Source organism: Cellulomonas terrae (assembly GCF_007990265.1).
Lineage (GTDB): Bacteria > Actinomycetota > Actinomycetes > Actinomycetales > Cellulomonadaceae > Cellulomonas > Cellulomonas terrae.
This window is the reverse complement of record NZ_BJWH01000002.1, coordinates 295,916-319,084: the sequence shown is the minus strand read 5'-3', so window position 1 is coordinate 319,084 and position 23,169 is coordinate 295,916. Positions and strand designations below refer to the sequence as shown.

The following is a 23,169-nucleotide window of genomic DNA, read 5'->3' as shown; positions in this document are numbered from 1 at the left end:
GATGGCAGCCCGGTTGTCCCAGTCACCCGGATGCCACGTCATCCCCGGGGGGACACGTGACGATTCCCCAGTCGTGCTCGGAACCGTTCCCGCGTGGGTCACCGTGCTGCAGCTGCTCGCTGCAGGGCTGGTCGCCGGCTTCTGCGCGCTGCAGTGGGTGTGGTGGCGTGGTGAGGTCCGGCCCGCCAGCGCCGCGTGGTCGCTCGCCTGGTCGCTCGTCATGTCCCTGATCCTGCTCGGCGGCGGGCTGTACGCCCTGACGACGCCCGGACCGGTGCGCGACGTCCTCGTCTTCGTCCACGCGCAGCTCGTCGCCGCCTTCCTCGTCATGGCGATCCCCACGACGCGCGCGATCGCGGGCGGACCCAAGATCCGCTACTGGCTCTGGGCCGCGATCGCGCTCTTCGTCGCCCGCGCCGGGCTGTGGTGGGTCCCCCTGGACCAGTACATCGCCGACGCCCCCGTCCTCGACGCCGTCCTGCTGCTCGTCCCGACCGCGGTCGTCGTGTCGTACGTCGTGGTCGCGGTGGGCCGGACCCGGCTCACGGGCTTCGGGTCCCTGCTCGTCGTCGCCGGTGCCGAGTCGCTCGCGATCTTCACCGCGAGCGTCGTCGTCCAGGACCACTACCTGGGACCGATGTTCGGCGCCCTGTGGGCGATCCCGCTGGCGGTCGGCCTCGAGGTGCTCGCGCTCAACCGCCTCCGTGACGCGCAGGACGCCGCGGCCCAGCAGAACCGCATGCGCGACGCCCTCGCCCGCCTGGCCAACTCGGCGTGGTTCGTCAAGGACGCCGACGGGCTGCTGCTCACCGCCCGCGACGAGGCGCGCACCATCCTGCGCGACCCGAGCATCGAGGGGTCGCTGCGCCCGATCGCCCGGGACCGGTTCGTCACCGAGCTCTTCTCCGCGGACAAGGTCGACCACCCCCCGCAGGCCCGGACGTTCCTCATCGACCTCGCGCAGATCGTGTCCGCCGCGGCCGAGCGCTACCAGCTGGGCGAGCGACTGCACGTCACCGCGTTCGCCGACCCCCTGACCCGTCTGCCGAACCGGCGCGCCGTCGAGGAGCACCTCCTGGCGATGCTCGAGCGTGCGAACGTCGAGCGGACCCGCGTGTCGCTCATCTACTGCGACCTGGACGGGTTCAAGCGCGTCAACGACTCGTTCGGGCATGCGCACGGCGACGCGCTCCTCGTACGGGTCTCCGACTACCTGCGGCACGCGCTCACGGAGTACGACTCCTACGTCGGACGGGTCGGGGGTGACGAGTTCGTCGTCGTGCTCGCCCGGGCCCCCCAGGACGTCGACCTGGTCGTGATCGCCCGGTCGATCCGCGAGGGCTTCATCGACCGCAACGGCGGGAGCCGGCCGGCGCGCCTCACGGTCGGCGTCGCCACCTGGCTGCCGGGCGACATCGTCGACGCCGACGCGCTGGTCCGGCACGCGGACACGGCGATGCTCGAGGCGAAGCGCAGCCGGTCGGGGTTCCGCGTCTTCGACCGTGCCCTGAGGCGCCGCGTCGAGGCCGAGCGGCACCAGCGCGCTGCGCTCGAGGCCGCCGTCGCGGACGGGCACTTCACGGCGTACTTCCAGCCGATCGTCGACGCCGAGACCCTCGAGATCGTGCAGGTGGAGGCGCTCGCGCGGTGGGACCACCACGGGCACCTGATCCTGCCGGCCGACTGGCTGGAGCTCGCCGAGGAGTCGGGTCTCATCGTGCCCATCGGGCTCGAGGTGCTCCGGCAGGCCCGGCGCGCGCTCGAGCGCTTCCAGATGCCCGTCTCGGTGAACATCGCGGCCCGGCAGCTCGCCGAGCCGGACGCGCTCGAGCAGATCGAGACCGCCTGGGGCGACGCCTTCTGGGAGCACCTGACGCTGGAGATCACCGAGAGCGCCCTGGTCCAGACGTCGTCCGCGATCCCCGTGCTCTCCGAGCTGCGGGCGCGGGGGGCCCGGATCGCCGTCGACGACTTCGGGACCGGCTACAGCTCGCTCGCCCGGATCGCGCGGCTGCCCGTCGACGAGCTGAAGATCGACCGGTCCTTCGTGCGGGACATGGGCACCGAGCGCGGCCGAGGGGTCGTGCGCGCGATCGTCGCGCTGGCCAGCACGCACGGCCTCGCGGTCGTCGCGGAGGGCGTGGAGACGCCGCACCAGCTCACCGCCCTCGCCGAGATGGGTGTGACCCGCGTCCAGGGCAACTTCCTCGGCCGCGCTGCACCGAACCTGCCCGTCCGTGGCCCGCGACCCTCCACCGGCGCGACCGCGTTCGTGCCTGAGCGGGCCCGACCGCTGCGGGCGATCGGGGTCCCGACGCCGAACGCCAGCCGCGACGGCTCGCGGCTGGCGACGGTGCGTCGGCGGGGCTGACGGAGCCCTACTGGTCGACCGCTCCCGCGGCGATGGCGGACGAGATGCTCGTCACCAGGTCGTCCCAGAGCTGGTGGGCGTCGCCGCTGCGCGAGATGACGAGGTGCTCCGAGCCTCCCCAGTACGTCCAGACGACGGCCATCTGCGGGATCGAGGGCATGGGCGCCCCGTCGGCCCCGGCGGCGGAGAACCCGCGGACCACGGCGTCGTCGGTGATCTGCTCGACCGCGGCGCGCAGGGCAGGTGCGCGACCGCTGTCCTCGTAGAGGGCGACCTGCGCCTCCGGGGTCGTCAGGAAGCGGGTCACGAAGTCGACGGACTCCGTCGGGCGCAGGCTGCCGCTGTTGACGAACGCGCCCTGGACGCCCACGAACGGCTGGGACGGCAGGGGCCCAGCCGACGGGACCGGCAGCACGCTGATCTGCAGACCCGCGTCGAGGAACTCCCCCGTGTTCCACGGACCGGTCACGATGTACGGCGACCGGCCGGCCAGGAACGCCGCCTTGGCCACGTCCGCGGTGATCGCCGGGCTCAGCACCCCCTTCTCCCCCAGCACGGCGAGGTAGTCCGCGAAGGCGTGGCCGGCGTCGCCGCCGAGCGCCAGCTGGTCGGAGTACGACCCGTCCTCGTGGGTGGCGAACACCGGCGCACCGAACGAGGTCTGGAGCGGGTACAGGTGGTACGGGTCGCTCGCCCCCTCGGTCTGCTGCACCAGGACCGGGTAGTCGGCGGCGCCGCGCCGGACCAGCTCGTCGCCCTGCGCGAGGAGCTCGTCGAACCGGGCGGGCGTGGTGGACACCAGCGCGTCGTTGCGCACGAGGGCCACGTTCTCGGTGGACAGCGGGACGCCGTAGGTGACGCTGTCGTAGGCCATGGCCTCGACCGCCACCGGGACGAACGCCGCAGGGTCCGGGAGCTCGATCGCGAGGACCCGGCCGGCGACGACGAGCTCTCCCAGCCAGTCGTGCGCGCCGACGAGGACGTCCGGACCGTCGCCACGGTCCGCGGCAGCGGTGAAGTCGTCGCGGATCGTCTCGTTGTCGCGGCCGACGACGTCGACGGTGACCCCGGTCTCGGCCGTGTACAGCGCCCCGAGCTCCTCGAGGGCCGCCGCGCGCGACTCGTCGGCCCACACGGTGATGCTCGGGTCGAGCGTCCAGGGGTCGTCCGTGGCGGCCGCCGAGCAGGCGGTCAGGGGCAGCAGGGCGGCGGCGAGGGCGAGGTGACGGATGCGGCGGTGCATCGGGCGCTCCGGGTGGTCGGCGGGTGACGGCTCGTCGTCGGGCCGTCGCGAGCCGACGCTAGGGGGCCTGGACCTCGTTGCGCAACGCCTTGCAGCAACTTGCAGCCGCCTTGCGCAACGCGTCGTGGGTCCCTACCTGCGTCGACGCCTCGTCCCCACCACCCACGATCACCCGGACGGCCGCCGGAGACGCGAACACGACCTTCCGCCCACCCCCGGACACAACGACGCCCCCGCTCGCCGGCGGGGGCGTCGTCGGTGCAGAGGTCAGGCGAGGAGCGTCGGCTTCAGGTCGACGATCCGCCCGAGCAGCCCGTTGACGAACTGCGGCGACTCGTCCGTGGACAGCGACCGCGCGAGCTCGACCGCCTCGTCCACCGCGACGGCGTCCGGCACGTCGTCGTTGAAGAGGATCTCCCACGTGCCCAGCCGCAGCAGGGCACGGTCGACGGCAGGCATCCGGTCGATCGTCCAGCCGTGGGCATGCGTCGCGAGCAGCTCGTCGATGCGGTCCTGCTCGGCGATCACCCCCTCGACCAGGTCGACCGAGTACTGCGGCAACGACGCCTCGGTGCCCGGCTCGGCGATCCGGTCCGCGAGCAGGCGCACCGGGTCGACGCCGCGCTGGTCCGCCTCGAAGAGGACGTCGAGGGCCCGCTTGCGGGCCTTGGAGCGAGCACCCACCTCAGTCGTTCACGCGGCCCAGGTAGCTCCCGTCGCGGGTGTCCACCTTGACCTTCGTGTTGGCCTCGAGGAACAGCGGGACCTGGATCTCGTACCCGGTCTCCAGGGTGGCGGGCTTGGTGCCGGCGGACGAACGGTCGCCCTGCAGGCCCGGCTCCGTGTAGGTGACCTCGAGGACCACCGACGGCGGGAGCTCGACGTACAGCGGGACGCCCTCGTTCGTCGCGACCATCGCGTTCTGGTTCTCCAGGAGGAAGTGGGCGACGTCGCCCACCGTGACCTCCGAGATGTGGATCTGGTCGTAGTTGTCCGTGTCCATGAACACGAAGTCCGTGCCGTCCTTGTACAGGTACTGCATGTCGCGCTTGTCGACGTTCGCCGTCTCGACCTTCAGGCCGGCGTTGAACGTCTTGTCGACGACCTTGCCGGACAGGACGTTCTTCAGCTTGGTGCGGACGAACGCGCCACCCTTGCCGGGCTTGACGTGCTGGAACTCGATGACGGTCCACAGCTGGCCGTCGATCTTCAGCACGGTGCCGTTCTTGAGGTCGTTGGTGGTCGCCACGATCGTCGCTTCCTGTCGAGTGAAGTTGCTGCGCGGTCCACCGGAGGTGCGTCCCCGAACGGGGCGTCGGCTACCTCCACGGCCGCAGACCGTCGTCCATCGTACCGTGCGGCCGCGCCGCACCGGCACCGACCCCGCGCGCACGGCTCCACTCCCGGCGACGTGTCCGCTCAAGAAGGACCGGGTGGACGCCGTTGTACCGGCGTGGAGTGGCTGGGGGCGATCGCGGCAGCTGTCCTGGTCCTCCTGGCGTACTGGGGGCCGGGGCTCGCCTTGCTGTGGGCCTGGGGAGGCATCAGTTCCTGGATCGTCCGCTGGGCCGTGGCGCCCCTGCTGACGCTCGGACTGTTCGGCGCCGCGACGATCGTGCTGGACGGGTGGGTGCCCTGGCACCTTGGGACTGCGCTCGTCGTCCTGGCGCTCGCCACGCTCCCCGCCGCGCTGGTCCGGCGCCTCCGCTCGTCGGCGCACGGGCCAGATCCACGGCGCACCGCGTCACCGGCGCCGCGCCTCCTCGCGCCCGTCGTGGCCGGGGTCGTGCTGCTCCAGCTTCTCGCCGTCGCGATCGCTGTCGGCCGGCCAGGACGTCTGCTCACCGCCTACGACGCGATCTTCCACCTCAACGGCATCGAGCACATCCGGCAGACGTCGTCGGCATCGAGCTTCCGGTTCACCGCCCTCTACTCGCTGACCGACACGACGGACGGCAGCTTCTACGGGGCAGCCTGGCACGCCGTCGCGGCCCTGGTGCCACGCGTCACAGACGCCTCCACGATCGCCACGGCAGCACTTGTGGTTCCCGCCCTCCTGGCGTGGACCACGGGCATCGTCTTCGTCACCCGGACCGCCCTGCCCGCGCGGCCGTCCACCTGGACGTGGGCTGCCCTCTTGAGCACGGCTGGTCTCGGCCTCCCCCTCTACCTGGGCCTCTCCCAGCAAGGGCTCGTCGCGAACGCCATGGGAGCGGCCCTCGTGCCCGCACTCGTCGCGCTCGTCCCGGCGACGACGACGATGCAGGCGAGGCGGCGGGTTCCGCTGCTGGCCACGGCCACCATCGGGGTCGGGCTGTGCCACCCCAACGCCGTCCTGGGTGCCGCCGTCGTCCTCGCGCCCTGGGCGGTGTACAGCGTCGTCGTGGTCGTGCGCCGGTCACGTGCCCAGCTCGCCGCCGTCGCGGCCCTCACGCTCGGGGCCTCGGCGGCGTTGCTCGCCATGACGCGCACCGACAGCTACGTCAACGTGTCCGGTGTCGCGGCCACCGAGGGGGACGCTCCCCTGCCCACGTGGGTCGCGCTGATCCAGGTGGTCTCCGGGAACGGCACCTACGAGGGCACTGCCGCCGGCTTCGTGGTCGGCGCCGCCGCGATCGTGGGCTGCATCCTCGGTCGACGCCTGCCGCGCGCGCGGTGGGCGGTGCTCGCGTGCGCCGGAGCGGTGACCTGGTACCTCCTCGCGACGTCCCGCATCCCGCTCCTTCGCGACGTCGACCTCGCGTGGTACGGGGAGGGTCACCGCTTCGCACCCGTCCTGGCGGCGACGCTGGTGCCGCCGGCCGCACTGGCCGTGGACGCCGTCTGGCGTCGGTTGGTGCTGCTGGTCGCCCGGTCGGGTCGTCCCCGTGCGGTCGCCACCGGTGCCGTCCTCCTGCTGGTCGCCGTCCCGGTCGGGCAGACAGCGCTGGGCACGGCCCAGGTGGTCGGGCAGGCGTTCCGCGACTCCGACGGCCGCGGCCTGCTCGCCGACGATGCCGAGCTGGCGATGATGCACCGCCTTCCCACCGAGATCACCGGCGGTGGCGCCGTCTACGGCTCCCCCTTCTCCGGTGCGTCGCACCTGTACGGACTCGCCGGGCTGCCGGTCGTCCCCCGCTCGTGGCACACGCCCTCAGGCCCTGCTTCGCGCTACGTGGCCGAGCACCTCGCCGACCTCGGCCACGACCCCGGGCTCTGCCGCGCGCTCGACACCCTCGGCGTGCGCTTCCTCTACGTCGACAGCCAGCCCTGGAACTCTCGCCACGAGCAGCCCGACGTCCGCGTCGCCCCGTCCGCCGGCGTGCGGCTCGTCGACAGAGGGGGTGCCGCCGCCGTCTACGTGATCACGGCGTGCGACTGACGGCCGGTCAGACCCGCGGTCGCGCGATCGCCGAGAGAGCGAGCCTGTAGGAGTCGAGCCCGAAGCCCGCCACGGTGCCTGTCGCCACCGGCCCGATCACGGAGACGTGCCGGAAGGACTCCCTCGCGTACGGGTTGGTGAGGTGCACCTCGACGAGGAGCAGCCCCGCTGTCGTCACCTGCGCCGCCGCGTCCCGCAGCGCGTACGAGTAGTGAGTGAACGCCGCCGGGTTGAGGACGACGTGGGCGCGCGAGTCGACGGCCTCGTGGAGCCACCCGACAAGGGCGGACTCGTCATCCGTCTGCCGGACCTCGGCCTCCAGCCCCAGCTCGACCGCCCACCGCTGCACGGCGTCCACCAGGTCCGGGTGCGTGGCGGACCCGTACACCTCGGGCTCCCGCACTCCCAGGCGTGCGAGGTTGGGACCGTTGAGCACCAGGACGCGCGTCATGTCGCGCAGCCTAGGCGACGGGCACGCTCACCGGGCTGCGACGCTCAGAGGGCGACGGTCCGTGGTGCAGAGGCGCCCTCGCTGACCTCGGCGTAGGCCGCCGCGAGCAGCGTCGGGTCGGGGCCCTCGAGCCGCACCGGGCGGCCGATGTCCTCGAGCACGACGAACCGCAGCAGGTCGCCTCGGCTCTTCTTGTCGCGTCGCATGGCTGCCAGCAGCTGGTCCCACCGGTCGCCCCGGTAGGAGACCGGCAGTCCGAGAGCGCCCAGAACGGTCCGGTGCCGGTCCACCACGTCGTCCGAGAGCCGCCCGGCCAGCCGGGCCAGCTCCGCGACGAACACCATGCCGACGGAGACCGCGGCTCCGTGTCGCCACTGGAAACGCTCGACGTGCTCGATGGCATGGGCGAACGTGTGCCCGTAGTTGAGGATCTCGCGCAGACCTGCCTCGCGCAGGTCCTCTCCCACCACCCGGGCCTTCACCGCGACCGAACGCTCTACGAGCTCGAGCAGGACGGGCGAGGCCGCGGCGGTCACCGGGTCGGAGAGCAGTGCGACGTTCGCCTCGACGAGGTCGAGGATGCGCTCGTCGGCGATGAAACCGCACTTGACCACCTCCGCGAGCCCGGCCACGAAGTCGTGCCGCGGCATGGACTCCAGTGCCGCCAGGTCGCACAGGACGCCGGCGGGCGGGTGGAACGCGCCGACGAGATTCTTGCCCTCCGCCGTGTTGATCCCCGTCTTGCCGCCGACCGCGGCGTCGACCATCGCGAGCAGTGTCGTAGGGACGTGCACCACACGGATCCCCCGGAGCCAGGTTGCTGCCACGAACCCACCGAGGTCGGTGGTCGCCCCGCCGCCGACCGACACGATCGCGTCGGTGCGCGTGAAGTCCGCCTGCCCGAGCACCTGCCACAGGAACGCCGCCACCTGTGCGGTCTTGGCCTCCTCGGCGTTGGGAACCTCAGCGAGGTAGGCCTCGTAGCCGTGCTCGAGCAGGTCGTGGCGGACACCCTCCGCGGTCGTGGCGAGTGCGGCGGGGTGCACGATGAGGACCCGGCGCACACCCTCGCCCAGGAGACCCGGCAGGGCACCGAGCAGGTGGTGCCCGATGACGACGTCGTACGGCCTGTCACCCTCGACCCGCACGGTGCTCATGCGCCCTCCTCCGTTCCTGCGGGCACGCGGCGCGCGGCCGCGAGCTCCAGCTCGATCAGCTCCGCCACGTCCAGCGGGCGGTGCCCGTCGGTGAGCACGCACACCAGCGCCAGCCGCTCGTAGATCGGCCTGCGCGCCTCCATCAGTGCCTGCCACTGGGCCCGGGGGTTGCCGAGCAGGAGCGGGCGTGCCTGGTTGAAGCCGACGCGAGGACCGGCAGCGGCCAGCGTCACGTCGAGGAAGACGATGACACCACCTCGGCCGGCGTAGTCGACGAGGTCCGCCTGCGTCTCCTCGTCCAGCACGGCACCGCCACCGAGAGCCAGCACACCGTCGTGCTCGACGAGCGCCCGTGCGACAGCCGCCCGCTCCAGCTCGCGGAAGTACGGCTCACCGTCCTCGACGAAGATGTCCGCGATGGACTTGCCCGCCGCGGACTCCACGTCGGTGTCGGTGTCGCGCGCGACCAGCTGCCAGCGTCCGGCGAGCGCGGCGGCCACGGTGGACTTCCCCGCGCCGGGCGGGCCGATCAGGACGACGCGCGGACCAGGGGCGGCGCTGCGGGAGTCGGGCACGGAGGAAGGGTAGTCGCTGGCACCTGGGGGATCAGGTCGTCGCCCACCATCCGGGAGCGGCCTGCTCGGGCCTCGACGACGAGACAGGCCACCGGCACCAGCAGGAGCAGGACGTCACCGACGTGCCACAGCGTGGGGCGCGGAAGGAGGTACGGCGCGAGCACGACCGCGGGCATGCACAGCGTCACGGCGAGCCGCCAGCGCCGGACGACGGGGATGTCGGACGTCCACATCCAGAGCACCCCCACGGCGACGAGCGGGCCCGAGTAGTACGTGAGCCGGAGAGGGTCGAGGAGCAGCCGCGTGCTGATGACCCCGATGATCGCGACCAAGGGCGATCCCCGCCGACGCCACGCGATCGCGGTGCCCACCAGACCAGCGGCGGCGCCCTGCACCAAGCGCAGCGTCCAGTCGGAGCCGCCCGTCCATCCGGCGATGGTCGCGAGCAGCGAGCTGTCCGGTATCCCCCATGCCATGTCGAAGGTGTTCATCTCGCCACCGAGGGCGAACGGCAGATAGACGGCCGCCACGACCCCGGCGACCACGAGGGAACCGACGACGGTCCCGCGCAGCCGGCGTCCGTGGACCAGGATGCCGGCACCGATGATTCCCCACTGCTTCACCCCGGTGGCCAGGCCGACGAGCAGGCCCGCGAGGGCATGTCGCCCGGACGACGTGACGAGGGCGGCGTTCGCGAGCAGGAGCCCGATGAGGATCTCCTCGGGATGACCGTTCCCGATGCCCTCCGCGAGGAACCCGCCGAGGGCGAGCGTCAGACCGAGGGCCCACTGCACCGGTAGCACGGCCGCCCCGACGGCCTGCGCGACCCGGCGCGCGGTCCACAGCGCGAACCACGCCACGCCCGCCGCCTGCGCCGCCGCCAGGGTGAACAGGACCGGGAGTCCGAGGGCCTCCAGCACCCTGGTGGCGAGGCCGAGCGCCAGCAGGTAGAGCGGACCGATCTGGAGACCCGACTGAGAGAACACGTCGAGGAAGCCGGGGCCGACCATGTCGACCCCCGCGTCCCGGAACCACGCGGCGTCGCCACCACTGATCACGGCGCCCAGGGCGCCTTCCGCGAGGACGCTCAGCACGATCACGAAGGGCACAGGGCGCAGCCACAGGGCCCGCACAGCCCTGTGCACCCGAGGGTGCTGTGCGTCGAGCCGGTCGAGCTCGGCCCGCAGCCATCGGTGGGACGCGCTGACAGGCGCGGGCGAGCCGGACGGGGACGAGCTCACGGAGTACCTTCCGACGACGATCTGCTCCCTGTACCTCGGCACGGGCGTCGCGAAAGTTGAGTCAGGCGAGCAGGTCCGGGATCGCCTCGAGGTACGCGGCGAGGTTGCGCCGGACCTCGGCGACCGAGTCGCCGCCTGTCTTCTCGAGAAGCGCATCGGCCAGGACGAGCGCGACCATCGCCTCCGCGACGACCGCCGCAGGAGGCACGGCACAGACGTCCGAGCGCTGGTGCTGCGCCTTCGCGGGCTCACCGGTGGCGGTGTCGACGGTGGCCAGCGCCCGCGGGACCGTGGATATCGGCTTCATCGCGGCACGGACCCGCAGGATCTCACCGTTGGTCATACCACCCTCGAGACCGCCCGCCCGGTTGGTCCGGCGCACGATGCGTCCGCTCGCGTCGCGCTCCATCTCGTCGTGCGCCAGCGAGCCGCGGCGCGTCGCTGTGAGGAAGCCGTCGCCCACCTCGACACCCTTGATCGCCTGGATGCCCATGAGCGCGCCCGCGAGGCGGGCGTCGAGCCGACGGTCGCTGTGCACGTACGAGCCGAGGCCCGACGGCACCCCGTAGGCCAGGACCTCGACGACGCCACCGAGGGTGTCACCGTCCTTGTGGCACTCGTCGATCTCGGCGACCATCGCCGCGGAGCTGGCCGGGTCGAAGCAGCGCACGGGGTCGGCGTCGAGCGCGCCTGCGTCGTCAGGCGTCGGGAGCTGCGCGCCCTGGGGCACCGCGACCGGCCCGATCCCGACGACGTGGGACACGAGACGGATGCCGGCAGCCTGCTCGAGCAGGTGCGCCGCGACGGTCCCGAGGGCGACGCGCGTGGCGGTCTCGCGGGCGCTGGCGCGCTCGAGCACGGGCCGCGCATCGTCGAAGCCGTACTTGCGCATCCCGACGAGGTCCGCGTGCCCCGGCCTCGGCCGGGTGAGCGGCGCGTTCCGCGCCCGGTTGAGCACATCGGCGTCCTCGACGGGATCCGACGCCATGACGTCGACCCACTTGGGCCACTCGGTGTTGCCGACCTCGATGGCCACCGGGCCGCCCTGGGTGAGCCCATGCCGTACGCCGCCGAGGATCCGGACCTCGTCCTGCTCGAACTTCATGCGGGCGCCACGTCCGTACCCGAGCCGACGACGAGCCAGCGCAGCCTGCACGTCCGTGCTCGTGACCTCGACGCCCGCGGGGATCCCCTCGAGGATGCCGACGAGCGCCGGACCGTGCGACTCACCGGAGGTCAACCAACGCAGCATGTGACGGATCCTCCCATGACGAGGTCCACCCTCCGGGCCGGGGCCCGGAGGGTGGACGTTCGCTCAACGGCTCGTCAGCGCCCGACGATGGGCACGAGCGGGTTCTTGCCCGGGACTGCACCCGGCAGCGCGGGCGGAGCTGCGTTCGGGTCGACCACGGGGGGCACGGCGAGTGCGTCCGGCATGGCGTACACCAAGCCGCCGATGACCAGCTCGACGTCGCCGGGCACGGTGGCCGGACGACCGCCGCTCGCCGGCGTGTCCTTCTGTGCCGTGCCGTTCAGGGTCGTGACCAGGAAGAGCCGCGGGGTCGCGTTCTGCAGGTCCGAGGTGAACGCCATGACGTTGTCGTAGGTACCGACCGCGGTGAGCGTGAAGGCGATCGACGTCAAGCCGCTCGGGGTGACGGGTACCTCCGGCGCGACGGGGGCGGCGGGCACCTCGGCACCCTCCGCGGGCGGTGCCGCACCGTCGACGGGTGCGGCGGCGACGTCCGCGACCGGAGGCGTCACGACGACGGCCTGCGGTGCCGACGGGCTGATGGCCGTGAGCGTGACGCTGTGCGCGACCGCGATCGCGTCGAGCTGGCGCAGGTAGTCGCTCAGGTGCGGTTCGGTGGGGATCTGCACCTGCAGTCCAGCCAGCTCCTCCCTGTACTCGGGCAGCTTCTCGAAGTCCGCCTTCAGCTTGGCCACCTGCAGCTCGAGCATCTCGTTCGACTGCACCGTGGCCTCCGCCTGTGCCCGGACCTCGGAGGCCGCCGCGAACGTGGGCGAGATCGCCAGGAACCATGCGGCGACCAGGATCATGAGCGCGACGAAGATCGTGCCGCCGATCCACGTGCTCTTCTTGGCGCCGACCATGTCAGCCCTCACCTTCGGTGGCGTCGAACCGGTTGGAGTAGGCCAGCTCGCTGACCTGGACCGACCCGGAGACCGTGTAGTAGATGCCGGTCTCGTCCTCGGTCACCGCTGCTGCGGACAGCCACGCGTCCGCGAAGCCCGGGACAGAGTTGAGGGCGTCGATCCAGGCGGCGGAGTCCGGCACCGTCGAGGCGCGGGCGCTGAACTGGATCGTGGCCACGCTCGGCTCCTGCAGCGGGTTGCCCGAGGCTGCGGGCGGGACCATCGGGGTCGCGCCCGTGACCTGGAACGTGTCGATGTTGACGTTGGCAGGCAGGACCGCTGCCACGGCGTCGAGGTACGGCTTCCACTGCACCTCGGTGGACATGCCGAGCTCGCGGGCCGACTTCGTCTGCTCGAGCACCCCCAGCACCTGGGGAACCTCCGCGTACTTCGTCTGCTCGAGCTGCAGACGCGCGGTCTCCTCCTGCGCCTGCACCAGCTCGGAGGTGGCGGTCGCCGAGGAGATCAGCGCGAGGCCGAACACACCGACGGCGACGAGCAGCGTCACGACGAGGCTGATCACCAGCCACTGCTTCGTCTTCCTCAGACCGCGCGCCGCCCTGACCTCGGGGGGCAGGAGGTTGACCTGCGGGAGCGAACCGCTGAGCACGGAGCCGGCGCTGGACCGGGATCGCGGGCGTTCGAGGACGGTGGTCATGCGGCAACTCCGTACGCGAGTCCGACGGGGAGGGCGATGAACGACTCGTGGCCGTTCAGAGAGTCACGCTGGACCGTCTTCGCGGACCGCAGGCCCGCCAGCGGGTCGCCCAGCGTCACGGGGAGCCGGCTCGCGCTCGACAGGTACTGCCCCAGTCCGGGCAGGTGGGACCCGCCGCCGGTCAGGACGCACACGTCGATGCCGGCCGCGGGGTTGTTGCTCGAGTAGTACACGAAGGTGTTGCGCACGGACTCCACGAGGGCGCGCACCACGGTGCTGATCGCCTCGGCGGCATCCGCGCGGTCGGCGCCCACGGCGAACCCGATGCCGATCTCGCGCTTGACGATCTCGGCCTCCGGGCCGGAGATGCCCAGGGCGCTCGCGACGGCGGCGGTCACGTTCTGCCCGCCCGTCGGCAGCGACCGGACGAGGCGCGGAGAGCCCTGCGCCGAGATGACGACCGTCGTGATGGTCGCGCCGATGTCGACGAGCGCGGCGGTGGATGTCGCCAGCTCGCCGCGGGCGAGCGCCCGGTGCAGCGCGAACGCGTTGAGGTCGACCATGCGGGGCCGCAGCCCGGCTCCCTCGACCGCGATGACGTTCGCGTTGACGGTGTCGCGCTGCGCGGCCACGAGCATGCCGTGCACCGTCCGACCCTGCGGGCCGTCGTACTCGGCCGTCGGGAAGTAGTCGAGCAGCGCGTCGTCCGTCGACATGGGCAGCAGCTCGCTGACCTGGAACGGCAGCGACGCCTTCAGCTGCGCGAGCGGCATCCAGGGCAGGTCGAGCTCACGCACGATCACGCGCTGGTTGCCGACGCCGATCACGACGTCCTTCGACTCGAACTTCGCCTGCGCCCAGAGCTGGCGCAGCGCGCTGGACACGGTCTCCGGCTGGACGACCTCGCCGTCCCGCACGGCACCGAGAGGGAGCGCGACCTGTCCGAAGCGGACGAGCGTCGGCGGCGTCTTGCCTGCCGGCCCGCCGTTGCCGAACTCGAGCTCCGCCGCGCGTACGCACGACGAGCCGATGTCCAGCCCGATGACACGAGTGGTGGCCACGAGGGTCCTTCCGACGCTCAGATGAGTTCTTTCGTCCTATCGGGACCGACGTGCCCCGACTTGAGGGCGTCGGACAAGGCGTCGTCGAGAACCTGGACGTCAGAGGACGTCGAGGTACCAGGCCCACACCTGCTCGCCGACGGCGATGCCGACGAGGGCGCCGAGGAGCATCCACGGACCGAACGGGATGCCCGACTTGCGGCCCGCCCGACCGGCCACGATCAGGCCGACGGCGTACACCCCGCCCAGCAGGAACGCGGCGAACCAGCCGATCAGGAGCGAGCCCCAGCCGAACCAGCCCAAGTACAAGCCCAGCACACCGGCGAGCTTCACGTCGCCGAACCCGATGCCGGCCGGGTAGACGATGATCATCACGAAGTAGACGGTGAACAGCGCGGCCGCGCCGATGAGCGCGCGCGTCAGTGCGGCCCAGTCAGGCTCCCCGCCGGGGTTCCAGCTGGCCAGGGTCAGCAGGACGAGTCCCACGGCGTACGACGGCAGCACGATGGCGTCCGGGAGCCGCTTGGTGTCGATGTCGATGAGAGCCAGCGCGACCGCGATCGCGACCAGGTACAGCAGCGCAGGAAGCACCCAGCTCACGCCCGTGAACCAGGCCGTGAGCGCGAACAGCACACCGGTGGTGGCCTCGACCCACGGGTAACGCGCGGAGATCGGGTTGTCGCAGTCCCGGCAGCGTCCGTGCAGCAGGAGCCACGAGACGACCGGCACGTTGTCGCGGCTGCGGATCGCGTGGCCGCACCGCGGGCAGGCGCTCGGCGGGTGCACGACGGACTCACCGCGCGGGACGCGCCAGACCACGACGTTCAGGAAGGAGCCGACGGCGAGCCCGAGGAGCCCGGCGAACGCGATCACCGCACCCGTCACAGTGCCGCGGTCCCTGCTGGGGCGACGATGTCGCCAGGACGGTCGGACCTCGTCGAGCTGCGCAGCACGCGGCCACGGTACAGGCGTCCGTCGAGGGTCATCGTCGTCATCTCCAGCGCGTGGGGTGGTCGTCGGGGGCCGGGGCAGGTCGATGCCCGCAGATGCTCTCGGCATCTGCGGGCATCGACCTGAGTCCGGCGGACCGATCGGCGTGACCTGCGACGCGGCCCGTCGCGAGTCTCAGCTCCGGACGGCCTGCGGCGTGGTGATCTCGCCGAAGTACCGCTGCGACCACTGGGCATTGACCCAGCGAGGGAAGTACGGCGGCGCGGCGTACTTGAGCCTGCTGTCGTACACGTAGTTCTTCAGGTAGCCCGTGTTGCCGTTGCCGGTACCGACGATGCCGCGCCAGCGCTGGGCGATGGACCCGTTGACCTGCAGCAGGCCCTCGGTGTCGCCCTCGTTGTACTGCTGGACGTAGAACGAGTGCTGGAGCGTCTGGATGGAACCCATGATGTTGAGCCCCGAGACCGTGACGGCACCGGTGGGGTCGGCGTAGTGGACCGGCCAGCCCACGACCTCCCCCACCTCCGACGCCGACGTGGCCCACTTGCAGGTGGACGCCGGGCAGCCGGACGACGGGCCGTTCACCCGCATCATCCAGGGGTGGTACACCTCGACCGAGTTCGTCGCGACGAGACCGAGCATGTCGGTGCCGTTCAGCCCGCCGGCGAGCACCAGGTCGCCCGTGGTGATCACGGACTGCGACGAGGCCAGGGTCACGCGACCCTTGACCACACCCTGCACGTACAGGTTGCCCACCTGGCAGTACTTCGTGGTCTCGGTCATCGTCCGGTCGTACGTGTACGACTGGTTGTTGCCGGTCGGTCGCCCCGCGGCGATCGCCTTCGTGTACGTCCCGAGGGGCAGTGTCGAGCCGCTCGGCCCACCGATCTGCCCGGCGTCGCACTGCGCGCTCGAGATCGACGACGACGTGTTGTCCGAGACGTAGACGACCATGTTGTCGGGCACGGCGACCGTTGCACCGGCGGCGCTGTTCAGGGCGGTCGCGGTGCCGCAGTCCGGCTCCGACCCGCCAGCCGGCGCGATCTCGTCGGGCTCCACTCCCCCGTTGTTGAGCGTCTTGCTCCACACGGTCATGGTCCCGTCCGCGTTGAAGATGATGCGGGTCGAGCCGGTGTAGTGGCACCCGGGGTAGTCGGCGAACGCCGCCGACGTGTCGTCCAGGTACAGGGGCCCGTTGCGCGAGTACTGCGGCTTGACGCCGTTGAAGTTCGCCGTGGCGTAGTTGCTGCCGGTCTTGCGCAGGCAGTACTTCCAGGTGCTCTGCGACGAGGTCACGGTCGCGCTGTCGCACTCCGGGTTGGCGGTGGTGAAGCCGCTGGTGAAGGTCGCGCCGTCGGAGAGGACCGAGTCGTTGGAGAACACCGCGCCGTCGAGGGTGTCACCGGAGACGAAGGTGATCTCCGAGCAGCTCGCGGAGCTGCGGCCCGCCCACCAGTACTTGGCGTTCGCGTAGCCGGTGCCCCCGCAGGCGGCAGACGGCGTGCTGCCGTAGGCCTGGACGTTCGACGGGTCCGCGGACTCGAAGTCGGTGTAGTACACGTAGTCGGTCGATCCACCCTTGCCGACCGCTGCCTCCACGGTGCGGTAGCGGCCGTTCGCCTTGCCCGTGACGGTGAGCGTGATCGTGCCCTCGGTCCCGGCGCGCGAAGCGTCGAGCGCGTAGTGGAAGTAGGCGCCGCGGGGGTCCGTCGTCCCAGGCACGACGGGGAGCCACCCGACCGGCGTGCCGGTCGTCCAGCCGCACGTGTTCCCGGGGACGTTCGGTCCCTTGAAGGCCAGGTTCGTGCAGTCGATCGTGCGGTAGTAGCCGTCGTCACGGTTCAACCGCGAGATGAAGTCGTCGACCCCGGACTGCGCGGCGGTCATGGCGCTCGAGTGGTCCTGGTCGTATCGGGCGAACTTCTGCCCGGACATCGTGTAGGCGAGCGCCGTCATGGCCAGCATCGCCAGCACCAGCATGGTGCCGACGACGAGCACGAGGGCGATGCCCTCATCGTTCGCGTGGAATGTGCGCCGGAATCGGTTCACGGGGTGTCCTCGCTCTGCCGGAGGATCGCCTGCGCGTTGGGCAGGGTCAGCCGCTGGATGTAGGTGGTGGCACGGGCCCGAGTCGCGGTCGGAGCCTGGACGGTCACGGTCAGCTCGACGGACAGGACCTTCGAGAGCTGGTCGGCGGTCAGGGAGCCGCCCGAGGTCGCGGGGAGCATCGCCGCGCCGTCGCCGTTGTAGTAGGCGAAGATCGGCACGCCGGTGTCCCACCGCACTCCGGTGGCCAGGGTCCGGGTGGTGAGGCGAGCCCTGCACGCGGCGGTGGCACCCGCGATCTCGGCATTGCAGTAGACGTAGCCGGAGGCTGTCGGCGTGTTGGAGTCGGGCACCTGGACCTTCTCCACGAGGGTGCCCGCTGTCGCGCCTGTCGTGGTGAGGGTGTATGTCACGCGGCTGGGCCCGACGGAGTTCCCTGCGTTGTTGATGTTGGCGTAGAACTGCACCGAGAAGTCCTTGCCCAGCACGAACGCGTCCTGCGTGCACAGTGTGCACGTCGAGGTCAGCTGGCTGGGCATGACCGCCGTGCGCAGCTTCTTGCTGACGGTCTCGACCACCACGCGCCCGGTGTCCACCTGGTCCTGACGGCTGATGTTGCGGGCGTTGGACTGGGCGAACGTGATCGTCATCGAGGCGACGGCCGCGATGATGATCCCGGTGATCACCATCGAGACGAGCATCTCCGTCAGCGACGTCCCGCGCTCGGGGTCCCCGAGCCGCCCACGTAGCCTGTGCATCGTCAGGGCCCCTTCACGTCGGTGGTGGACGAGCTCGCCGGCTTCGTGAGCGTCGGCCCGGTGAGGGGACCCACCACGAACGTGCCGATCGCGGTGCACTTGTTCGTCGTCGACGCCGACTTGTTCCAGATGTAGGCGTAGTAGGTGGTGTTGGCCGTGCTGCGCGACACCGACGTCATGTACGACGTGGTCGTGGTCGCAGTCGCCGACTTGTAGAGCGTCGTCGTCGGCGTCGTCGCAGTGGACGAGCACGCGGTGACCGGAGCCGTGTGGACGACGAGGCTCCGCCCGCTGGGGATGCCCGTCACCTCGAGGTTGACCGAGCCGAGCGCCCACGCCTTGCTCGTCTGCATGCCGTAGGGGACGCCGATCGCGCCGAGACCGATCGGGTAGCTCGCGCACGTCCCGGTCCCGCTGACCTGCCAGACGTACCAGGTGCCCGCCGGCATGTCGATGAACCCGCCGCGCGCACCGTCGATGTTCCGCACGATCCCCGCCGGGAGCCCGGACGGGCAGGTGGTCAGCGTGAGGACGCCCGACAGCGCCTGGTCGACGGCCATGATCGTCGCTCCCGGTGCACCGGTGATCTGCAGCTGCGTCTGGCTCCAGGTCGTGTCGGGGTTGTCGCCCGAGGTGAAGGGCTGAGCGGCGGGCCCGGGCGAGCAGGCGAACGTCGGGCCGACGGCGTACAGGTCGTACGAGCCGGGCAGGGCGTCGAGCTCTGCGGTCGACCCGGAGACCGCGACCCGGAGGGGGGCGGAGCTGCACAGAGTGGGCGACCAGGCGGTCCCCGCGGGCACCGCAGCCAGCTGAGTGGTCCCCGCCGGAAGGTTCACCGCGGTGATGTGCGCCATCTCGAACACCACGTCGATCGCCAGTGATCCGCCCGGGTTCAGCTTGGTGACCGTGAAGCCACCTGCCGGTGCGGTGCTGCCGAAGTACGCGCCGTACGACGTCGGGTACAGACCTGTGAAGGTTGTCGTCACGCCGGTCATCACGCGCGAGGTCTTCCCGCTCGAGCCGGAGTACTGCGAGGCGACCAGTGTCACGGTCGAGCCGTTGACCTGGGCGTTGGTGAGGGGCGCGCCGTCGGCGCGCACCAGGTTCACGGTCACCGACCCGGCCTTGCCGACCGCGAAGCTGGCGCCGGAGTAGATGCGTCCGCGCTGCAGTGTGCCGGTGCTCTTGGTCGGGTTGACCGTGCCGGACAGGTCCACGTACGAGGGGTCCGCGATCGACACGGCGTAGGTGCTGCCGGACAGTCCAGGGCTGACGCGGATGATCGCGCAGCCGGTCGAGTCCGTGTAGGCCGTGGAGCCGGCGTTCACCGGGATGTTGGCGAGCGGCTTGCCGTCCTGGTCGACGACCTTCGACGCGATGAACGAGTCGGTGGTGGACACGCCGGTGTCCTTGTCCGGAGCGAAGGCGGCGCTGTTCTGGACCGGCTGGACGGAGCCCATCGACGGCCACGTGACGCTCACGGTCACGCCGAGGCTCGGGTAGGCAACGAGCGATCCGCCCTCGCACGCCGACGCACCTGTGCCGGTGATGTTCCACTCGACGGCACGCGTCACGGTGTAGGGGACGCCGTCGACGACGAGCGGCTGACCGGCAGTGCCACCGGTTAGCGGGTGCGGGTTGACACGCAGACCCTCGTTGGCGACGTCGATCGGGCCGGAGTCGCTGGCGCCGAACTGCTCTCGCACCAGGTCGATCTCACGCGCCGCGAGGTTTGCCGCGGCGACCCGGTTGCGGTTCGTCATGCTCTGCGACTGCGAGTTCACGATCACGCCGATCACGGCCATGGCCATCGCGGTCAGGCAGACCATCGCGACAACCAGCTCGATCAGGGTGAAGCCGCTCTCGTCCTGAGCGCGGACACTCCTGCGCGCCATCTCGGGCCCCTCTCGCCGTCGCACTGCCGTCCGTCCATGGGTGCGGGGTGGAGTCCCGCGCGTACAGCAGTGGGGCGAAGGCCTACGCCTCCGCCCCACTGCGCGCTGCCTAGATCAGCAGCTGGTCTTGCTGAGGCCGTTGGCGGCCGAGTAGTACACCGTGGAGCGCGTGCCACCGGTGTAGGTGAGCGTGACGCACCACGTCGTGGCACCGGCCGAGGCCGTGGTGGGGCTGGCCGGGCTGTAGCTCAGGGCGACCGCAGTCGTGGCGGCGGACGCGTTGCCGACGGACTCGCCGTTGACGTTCAGCTTGCCGGGCGCCGAGGACGTGGCCGCGGTGAGCGTCACGCCGGTCGTCGCCAGGGCGGCGGTGGCGTCCACGTAGTAGGTCGCGACCTCCTTGCCGAGGGTCGAGACGTCCGAGGTGGCGGCCGTGTCGTTGGCCTTCTTGCGCTGGTTCAGGAACACCGGGATCGCGATGGCCGCGAGGATCCCGATGATGATCATGACGACGAGGAGCTCGATAAGGGTGAAGCCCTTGTCCTTCTCCTCGATGGACTTGCGGATGCGAGCGATCACGGTCAGCTCCCCTAAGAATGAGTTGCGAATTGTCGATGTCTTGCCCAGTCCGGCCGGGGCCGGTTCAGTCGTGCAATGCGTGTATCGGGTCCTCTGACCTGCATCTTGAGGTGCAGTTCCAATCTCCGGCCGATTCACCCAGGCGGAGCAACCGTCAGCTGATGAGGTTGAAGATCCCGAAGATCGGCATGTACATGGCGATCACCATGGATCCGACAATTGCCCCGATGACGACGATCATGATGGGCTCGATGAGGCTCGTGAGCTGCTCCGTCGTGGACTCGACCTCGTCGTCGTAGAAGTCCGCGACCTTGGCAAGCATCGTGTCCAGCGCGCCCGTGTCCTCACCGACGGCCATCATCTGCACCACCATCGGCGGGAACACCGGGTGCTGGGACAGGGGCCCTGCCAGGGACTCACCGCGGCGCACGGACTCCTGCACAGCCTTCGCGGCACGTTCGATGACGAGATTCCCGGACGTCTCCCCGACGATGTCCAATGCCTGCAGCAAGGGAACGCCGGCGTGGATCATCGTCCCGAAGTTGCGCGTGAAACGTGAGACCGCGATCTTGCGGAACAGCTGCCCGAAGACGGGCACCTTGAGCTTCCACGGATCGACGCGCTCGCGGATGTTGCGATTGTTCTTGTTCCGTCCCCACCAGATCGAGAAACCGATCAGGAGCGCGATGAGCGGAAGGATCGCGACCTTCAGCGCCTGCGAGAGCCACATGAGGATCTTCGTCGGCAGCGGGAGCTCCCCGCCGAGCGACGTGAACATTCCGGCGAACACCGGGACGATGAACAGCAGCATGCCGGCGGTCGCCAGGATGGCGACGCAGAACACGACGACGGGGTAGGTCATCGCTGACTTGATCTTGCCGCGAAGCTTGACCTCGGCCTCGAAGTTGTTGGCCACCGAGACCAGGGTCTGGTCCAAGAACCCGCCGACCTCTCCCGCCTTGACCATGTTGATCATCAGCGGCGGGAACACCTCGGCGTGCTTGGCCAGCGCGGTCGAGAACGCCGTCCCGACCTCCACGTCGTTGCGCACCTGGGCGACGACCTTGGCGAGCGCCTTGGACTCCGTCTGCTCCGCCAGGATCGTCAGGGCACGCAGCAGCGACAGCCCCGAGTCGATCATGGTGGCGAGCTGCCGGGACATGATCGCCAGGTCCTTGAGCGAGATCTTGTTGCCGCCGAAGCCGGGGATGTTGATCTCGGTGTTGAAGCCGTTTGTGCTGACCTCGGAGATCGAGACGGCCGCGAGGCCCACCTCCCGCAGGCGGTTGGCCACGGCGGCCTGGTTGCTCGCCTCGACGCGGCCCTTGACGATCTTGCCGGACTTGTCCCGGACGGCGTACTCGTACGTCTTCGCGGTGGCCATCACACGGCCTGGCTTCCGAAGGAGGCGCCGCCCATGCTCGCCTGGTCACCCATTCCTGCGGCGCCCTGCGACCCGCCGGAGAACCGGCCCGTCAGTCGGTTGAAGTCCTCCACGTGGTGGCACTTCTCCAGTCCGGTCTCGTAGCTGATCTTCCCGGTCTTCACCAGCTCGGAGAGGTGCTGGTCCATGGTGTGCATCCCCTGCTTGGCACCGGCCTGCATCGCCGAGTAGATCTGGTGGGTCTTGCCCTCGCGGATCAGGTTGCGGATGGCGGGGGTCGCGACGAGCACCTCGGTCGCCACCGCACGCCCCGGCGAGTCCGACCGCTTGGCGAGCGTCTGGCAGACGACGCCCTGGATCGCCCCGGCCAGCTGTGTGCGCACCTGCGCCTGCTGGTGGGCGGGGAAGACGTCGATCACGCGGTCGATCGTCTGGGCGGCGTCCTGGGTGTGCAGCGTCGCGAAGACCAGGTGACCGGTCTCGGCAGCGGTCAGCGCCACCGAGATCGTCTCGAGGTCGCGCATCTCGCCGACGAGGATGATGTCGGGGTCCTGGCGCAGGACGTGCTTGAGCGCGTTCGCGAAGGAGTGCGTGTCCTGCCCGACCTCGCGCTGGTTGACCACGCACTTCTTGTGCCGGTGGAGGAACTCGATCGGGTCCTCGACGGTCATGATGTGGTCCTCGCGGGTCCGGTTGGCGAGGTCGACGATCGAGGCGAGCGTCGTGGACTTGCCCGACCCGGTCGGCCCGGTGACCAGCACGAGCCCCCGGGGAAGGCCTGCGAACGTCCCCACGACCGCGGGTACCCCGAGCGCCTCGAGCGGCTTGATCTCGTAAGGGATCACGCGAAAGGCGGCGCCGATGGACTCGCGCTGCTGGTAGATGTTCACGCGGAACCGTGCGAGCCCGCGCACCGAGTACGACAGGTCGAGCTCGAGGTTGGTCTCGAACCTCTCGCGCTGCTTCTGGGTGAGGAAGGCGTAGAGCGAGCGGCGCAGCCCTTCCGGCATGACCTGCCCGAAACCGTCGAGAGCCTTGAGCGAGCCGTTGATGCGCACCATCGGCGTCGTGCCCGTGGTGAGGTGCACGTCCGACGCGCCGAGCCGCACCATCTCGGTGAGGATCTCATCGATCGGGAGGTCACCCTCCTGCCGCTCCTGACCCATCCCGCGGCGCTGCGCACGGTCGCGGGCGGGAGCAGGCACGGCCGCGACCGCGCGGGCGGGCTCCTGCGGGGCCGGTGCGCTCGCGGCCGGCTCGGCGACGGGAGCCGGCATGAAG

The 23,169-nt window shown here is 70.7% G+C and carries 20 protein-coding genes; 2 read left to right on the top strand and 18 right to left on the bottom strand.

Annotated features, from left to right (window positions below; genetic code table 11):
* The first annotated feature begins 73 nt into the window (after positions 1-73).
* On the top strand, positions 74-2,371 hold the full coding sequence (locus CTE05_RS03575; RefSeq protein ID WP_246123233.1) for a putative bifunctional diguanylate cyclase/phosphodiesterase: 2,298 nt from the start codon (positions 74-76) through the stop codon (positions 2,369-2,371).
* Between the two features lie 7 nt (positions 2,372-2,378).
* Here the strand turns inward: CTE05_RS03575 and CTE05_RS03570 are convergent, their stop codons facing one another.
* From CTE05_RS03570 to efp, 3 genes are all read right to left on the bottom strand, one after another.
* Positions 2,379-3,614, bottom strand: a complete 1,236-nt coding sequence (locus tag CTE05_RS03570; RefSeq protein ID WP_146844729.1) for a sugar ABC transporter substrate-binding protein — start codon at positions 3,612-3,614, stop codon at positions 2,379-2,381.
* A gap of 267 nt (positions 3,615-3,881) precedes the next feature.
* Entirely contained in the window at positions 3,882-4,298 is a 417-nt protein-coding gene (gene nusB / locus CTE05_RS03565; RefSeq protein ID WP_146844728.1) for a transcription antitermination factor NusB, read from the bottom strand.
* Position 4,299: 1 nt separating this feature from the next.
* Positions 4,300-4,863 carry an elongation factor P gene (gene efp, locus CTE05_RS03560; RefSeq protein WP_146844727.1) on the bottom strand — a complete coding sequence of 188 codons (564 nt, stop codon included), beginning with the start codon at positions 4,861-4,863 and terminating at the stop codon, positions 4,300-4,302.
* A 204-nt stretch (positions 4,864-5,067) separates the two neighbouring features.
* Between efp and CTE05_RS03555 the strand changes: the two genes are divergently transcribed.
* A complete protein-coding gene (locus CTE05_RS03555; protein ID WP_146844726.1) occupies positions 5,068-6,975 on the top strand; it encodes a DUF6541 family protein in 1,908 nt (635 codons plus the stop codon).
* A 7-nt stretch (positions 6,976-6,982) separates the two neighbouring features.
* Here the strand turns inward: CTE05_RS03555 and CTE05_RS03550 are convergent, their stop codons facing one another.
* The 15 genes from CTE05_RS03550 to CTE05_RS03480 form a co-directional block, all read right to left on the bottom strand.
* Positions 6,983-7,426 carry a type II 3-dehydroquinate dehydratase gene (locus CTE05_RS03550; RefSeq protein WP_146844725.1) on the bottom strand — a complete coding sequence of 148 codons (444 nt, stop codon included), beginning with the start codon at positions 7,424-7,426 and terminating at the stop codon, positions 6,983-6,985.
* Positions 7,427-7,470: 44 nt separating this feature from the next.
* Positions 7,471-8,583, bottom strand: coding sequence for a 3-dehydroquinate synthase (gene aroB, locus CTE05_RS03545; protein WP_146844724.1), 1,113 nt, complete (start codon positions 8,581-8,583; stop codon positions 7,471-7,473).
* The gene (locus CTE05_RS03540) at positions 8,580-9,158 is read right to left on the bottom strand and encodes a shikimate kinase (protein ID WP_146844723.1); all 579 of its coding nucleotides are present in this window, start codon (positions 9,156-9,158) and stop codon (positions 8,580-8,582) included. The genes aroB and CTE05_RS03540 overlap by 4 nt, the downstream gene beginning before the upstream one ends.
* Positions 9,113-10,399: a glycosyltransferase 87 family protein gene (locus tag CTE05_RS03535; RefSeq protein WP_186814721.1), complete on the bottom strand. Its 1,287-nt coding sequence runs from the start codon at positions 10,397-10,399 to the stop codon at positions 9,113-9,115. The genes CTE05_RS03540 and CTE05_RS03535 overlap by 46 nt, the downstream gene beginning before the upstream one ends.
* A 61-nt stretch (positions 10,400-10,460) precedes the next feature.
* Entirely contained in the window at positions 10,461-11,651 is a 1,191-nt protein-coding gene (aroC, locus tag CTE05_RS03530) for a chorismate synthase (RefSeq protein ID WP_146844721.1), read from the bottom strand.
* Between the two features lie 74 nt (positions 11,652-11,725).
* On the bottom strand, positions 11,726-12,514 hold the full coding sequence (locus CTE05_RS03525; protein ID WP_146844720.1) for a hypothetical protein: 789 nt from the start codon (positions 12,512-12,514) through the stop codon (positions 11,726-11,728).
* 1 nt (position 12,515) lies between these two features.
* Positions 12,516-13,214 (bottom strand): PilN domain-containing protein, encoded by a 699-nt coding sequence (locus tag CTE05_RS03520; protein ID WP_146844719.1) that lies wholly within the window; start codon positions 13,212-13,214, stop codon positions 12,516-12,518.
* On the bottom strand, positions 13,211-14,275 hold the full coding sequence (gene pilM / locus CTE05_RS03515) for a type IV pilus assembly protein PilM (RefSeq protein WP_146844718.1): 1,065 nt from the start codon (positions 14,273-14,275) through the stop codon (positions 13,211-13,213). The genes CTE05_RS03520 and pilM overlap by 4 nt, the downstream gene beginning before the upstream one ends.
* A gap of 99 nt (positions 14,276-14,374) precedes the next feature.
* Positions 14,375-15,160 (bottom strand): prepilin peptidase, encoded by a 786-nt coding sequence (locus tag CTE05_RS03510; RefSeq protein WP_246123232.1) that lies wholly within the window; start codon positions 15,158-15,160, stop codon positions 14,375-14,377.
* A gap of 240 nt (positions 15,161-15,400) precedes the next feature.
* Entirely contained in the window at positions 15,401-17,275 is a 1,875-nt protein-coding gene (locus CTE05_RS03505) for a pilus assembly PilX family protein (RefSeq protein WP_146844716.1), read from the bottom strand.
* Entirely contained in the window at positions 17,272-18,030 is a 759-nt protein-coding gene (locus CTE05_RS03500) for a PilW family protein (protein WP_146844715.1), read from the bottom strand. The genes CTE05_RS03505 and CTE05_RS03500 overlap by 4 nt, the downstream gene beginning before the upstream one ends.
* 2 nt (positions 18,031-18,032) lie before the next feature.
* Positions 18,033-19,925 carry a prepilin-type N-terminal cleavage/methylation domain-containing protein gene (locus CTE05_RS03495; RefSeq protein WP_146844714.1) on the bottom strand — a complete coding sequence of 631 codons (1,893 nt, stop codon included), beginning with the start codon at positions 19,923-19,925 and terminating at the stop codon, positions 18,033-18,035.
* A 114-nt stretch (positions 19,926-20,039) separates the two neighbouring features.
* Positions 20,040-20,504 (bottom strand): type II secretion system protein, encoded by a 465-nt coding sequence (locus CTE05_RS03490; RefSeq protein WP_146844713.1) that lies wholly within the window; start codon positions 20,502-20,504, stop codon positions 20,040-20,042.
* A 154-nt stretch (positions 20,505-20,658) separates the two neighbouring features.
* Positions 20,659-21,888 (bottom strand): type II secretion system F family protein, encoded by a 1,230-nt coding sequence (locus CTE05_RS03485; RefSeq protein ID WP_146844712.1) that lies wholly within the window; start codon positions 21,886-21,888, stop codon positions 20,659-20,661.
* On the bottom strand, positions 21,888-23,165 hold the full coding sequence (locus CTE05_RS03480; RefSeq protein ID WP_281286147.1) for a type IV pilus twitching motility protein PilT: 1,278 nt from the start codon (positions 23,163-23,165) through the stop codon (positions 21,888-21,890). The genes CTE05_RS03485 and CTE05_RS03480 overlap by 1 nt, the downstream gene beginning before the upstream one ends.
* Positions 23,166-23,169: the final 4 nt, after the last annotated feature.

Bases quoted from the DNA above. Each gene is read 5' to 3' on its own strand.
- CTE05_RS03525 (WP_146844720.1), bottom strand. From the start codon at position 12,514: ATGGTCGGCGCCAAGAAGAGCACGTGGATCGGCGGCACGATCTTCGTC.
- aroB (WP_146844724.1), bottom strand. From the start codon at position 8,583: ATGAGCACCGTGCGGGTCGAGGGTGACAGGCCGTACGACGTCGTCATC.
- aroC (WP_146844721.1), bottom strand. From the start codon at position 11,651: ATGCTGCGTTGGTTGACCTCCGGTGAGTCGCACGGTCCGGCGCTCGTC.
- CTE05_RS03485 (WP_146844712.1), bottom strand. From the start codon at position 21,888: ATGGCCACCGCGAAGACGTACGAGTACGCCGTCCGGGACAAGTCCGGC.
- CTE05_RS03500 (WP_146844715.1), bottom strand. From the start codon at position 18,030: ATGCACAGGCTACGTGGGCGGCTCGGGGACCCCGAGCGCGGGACGTCG.
- CTE05_RS03520 (WP_146844719.1), bottom strand. From the start codon at position 13,214: ATGACCACCGTCCTCGAACGCCCGCGATCCCGGTCCAGCGCCGGCTCC.
- CTE05_RS03550 (WP_146844725.1), bottom strand. From the start codon at position 7,426: ATGACGCGCGTCCTGGTGCTCAACGGTCCCAACCTCGCACGCCTGGGA.
- CTE05_RS03570 (WP_146844729.1), bottom strand. From the start codon at position 3,614: ATGCACCGCCGCATCCGTCACCTCGCCCTCGCCGCCGCCCTGCTGCCC.
- CTE05_RS03495 (WP_146844714.1), bottom strand. From the start codon at position 19,925: ATGGCGCGCAGGAGTGTCCGCGCTCAGGACGAGAGCGGCTTCACCCTG.
- CTE05_RS03480 (WP_281286147.1), bottom strand. From the start codon at position 23,165: ATGCCGGCTCCCGTCGCCGAGCCGGCCGCGAGCGCACCGGCCCCGCAG.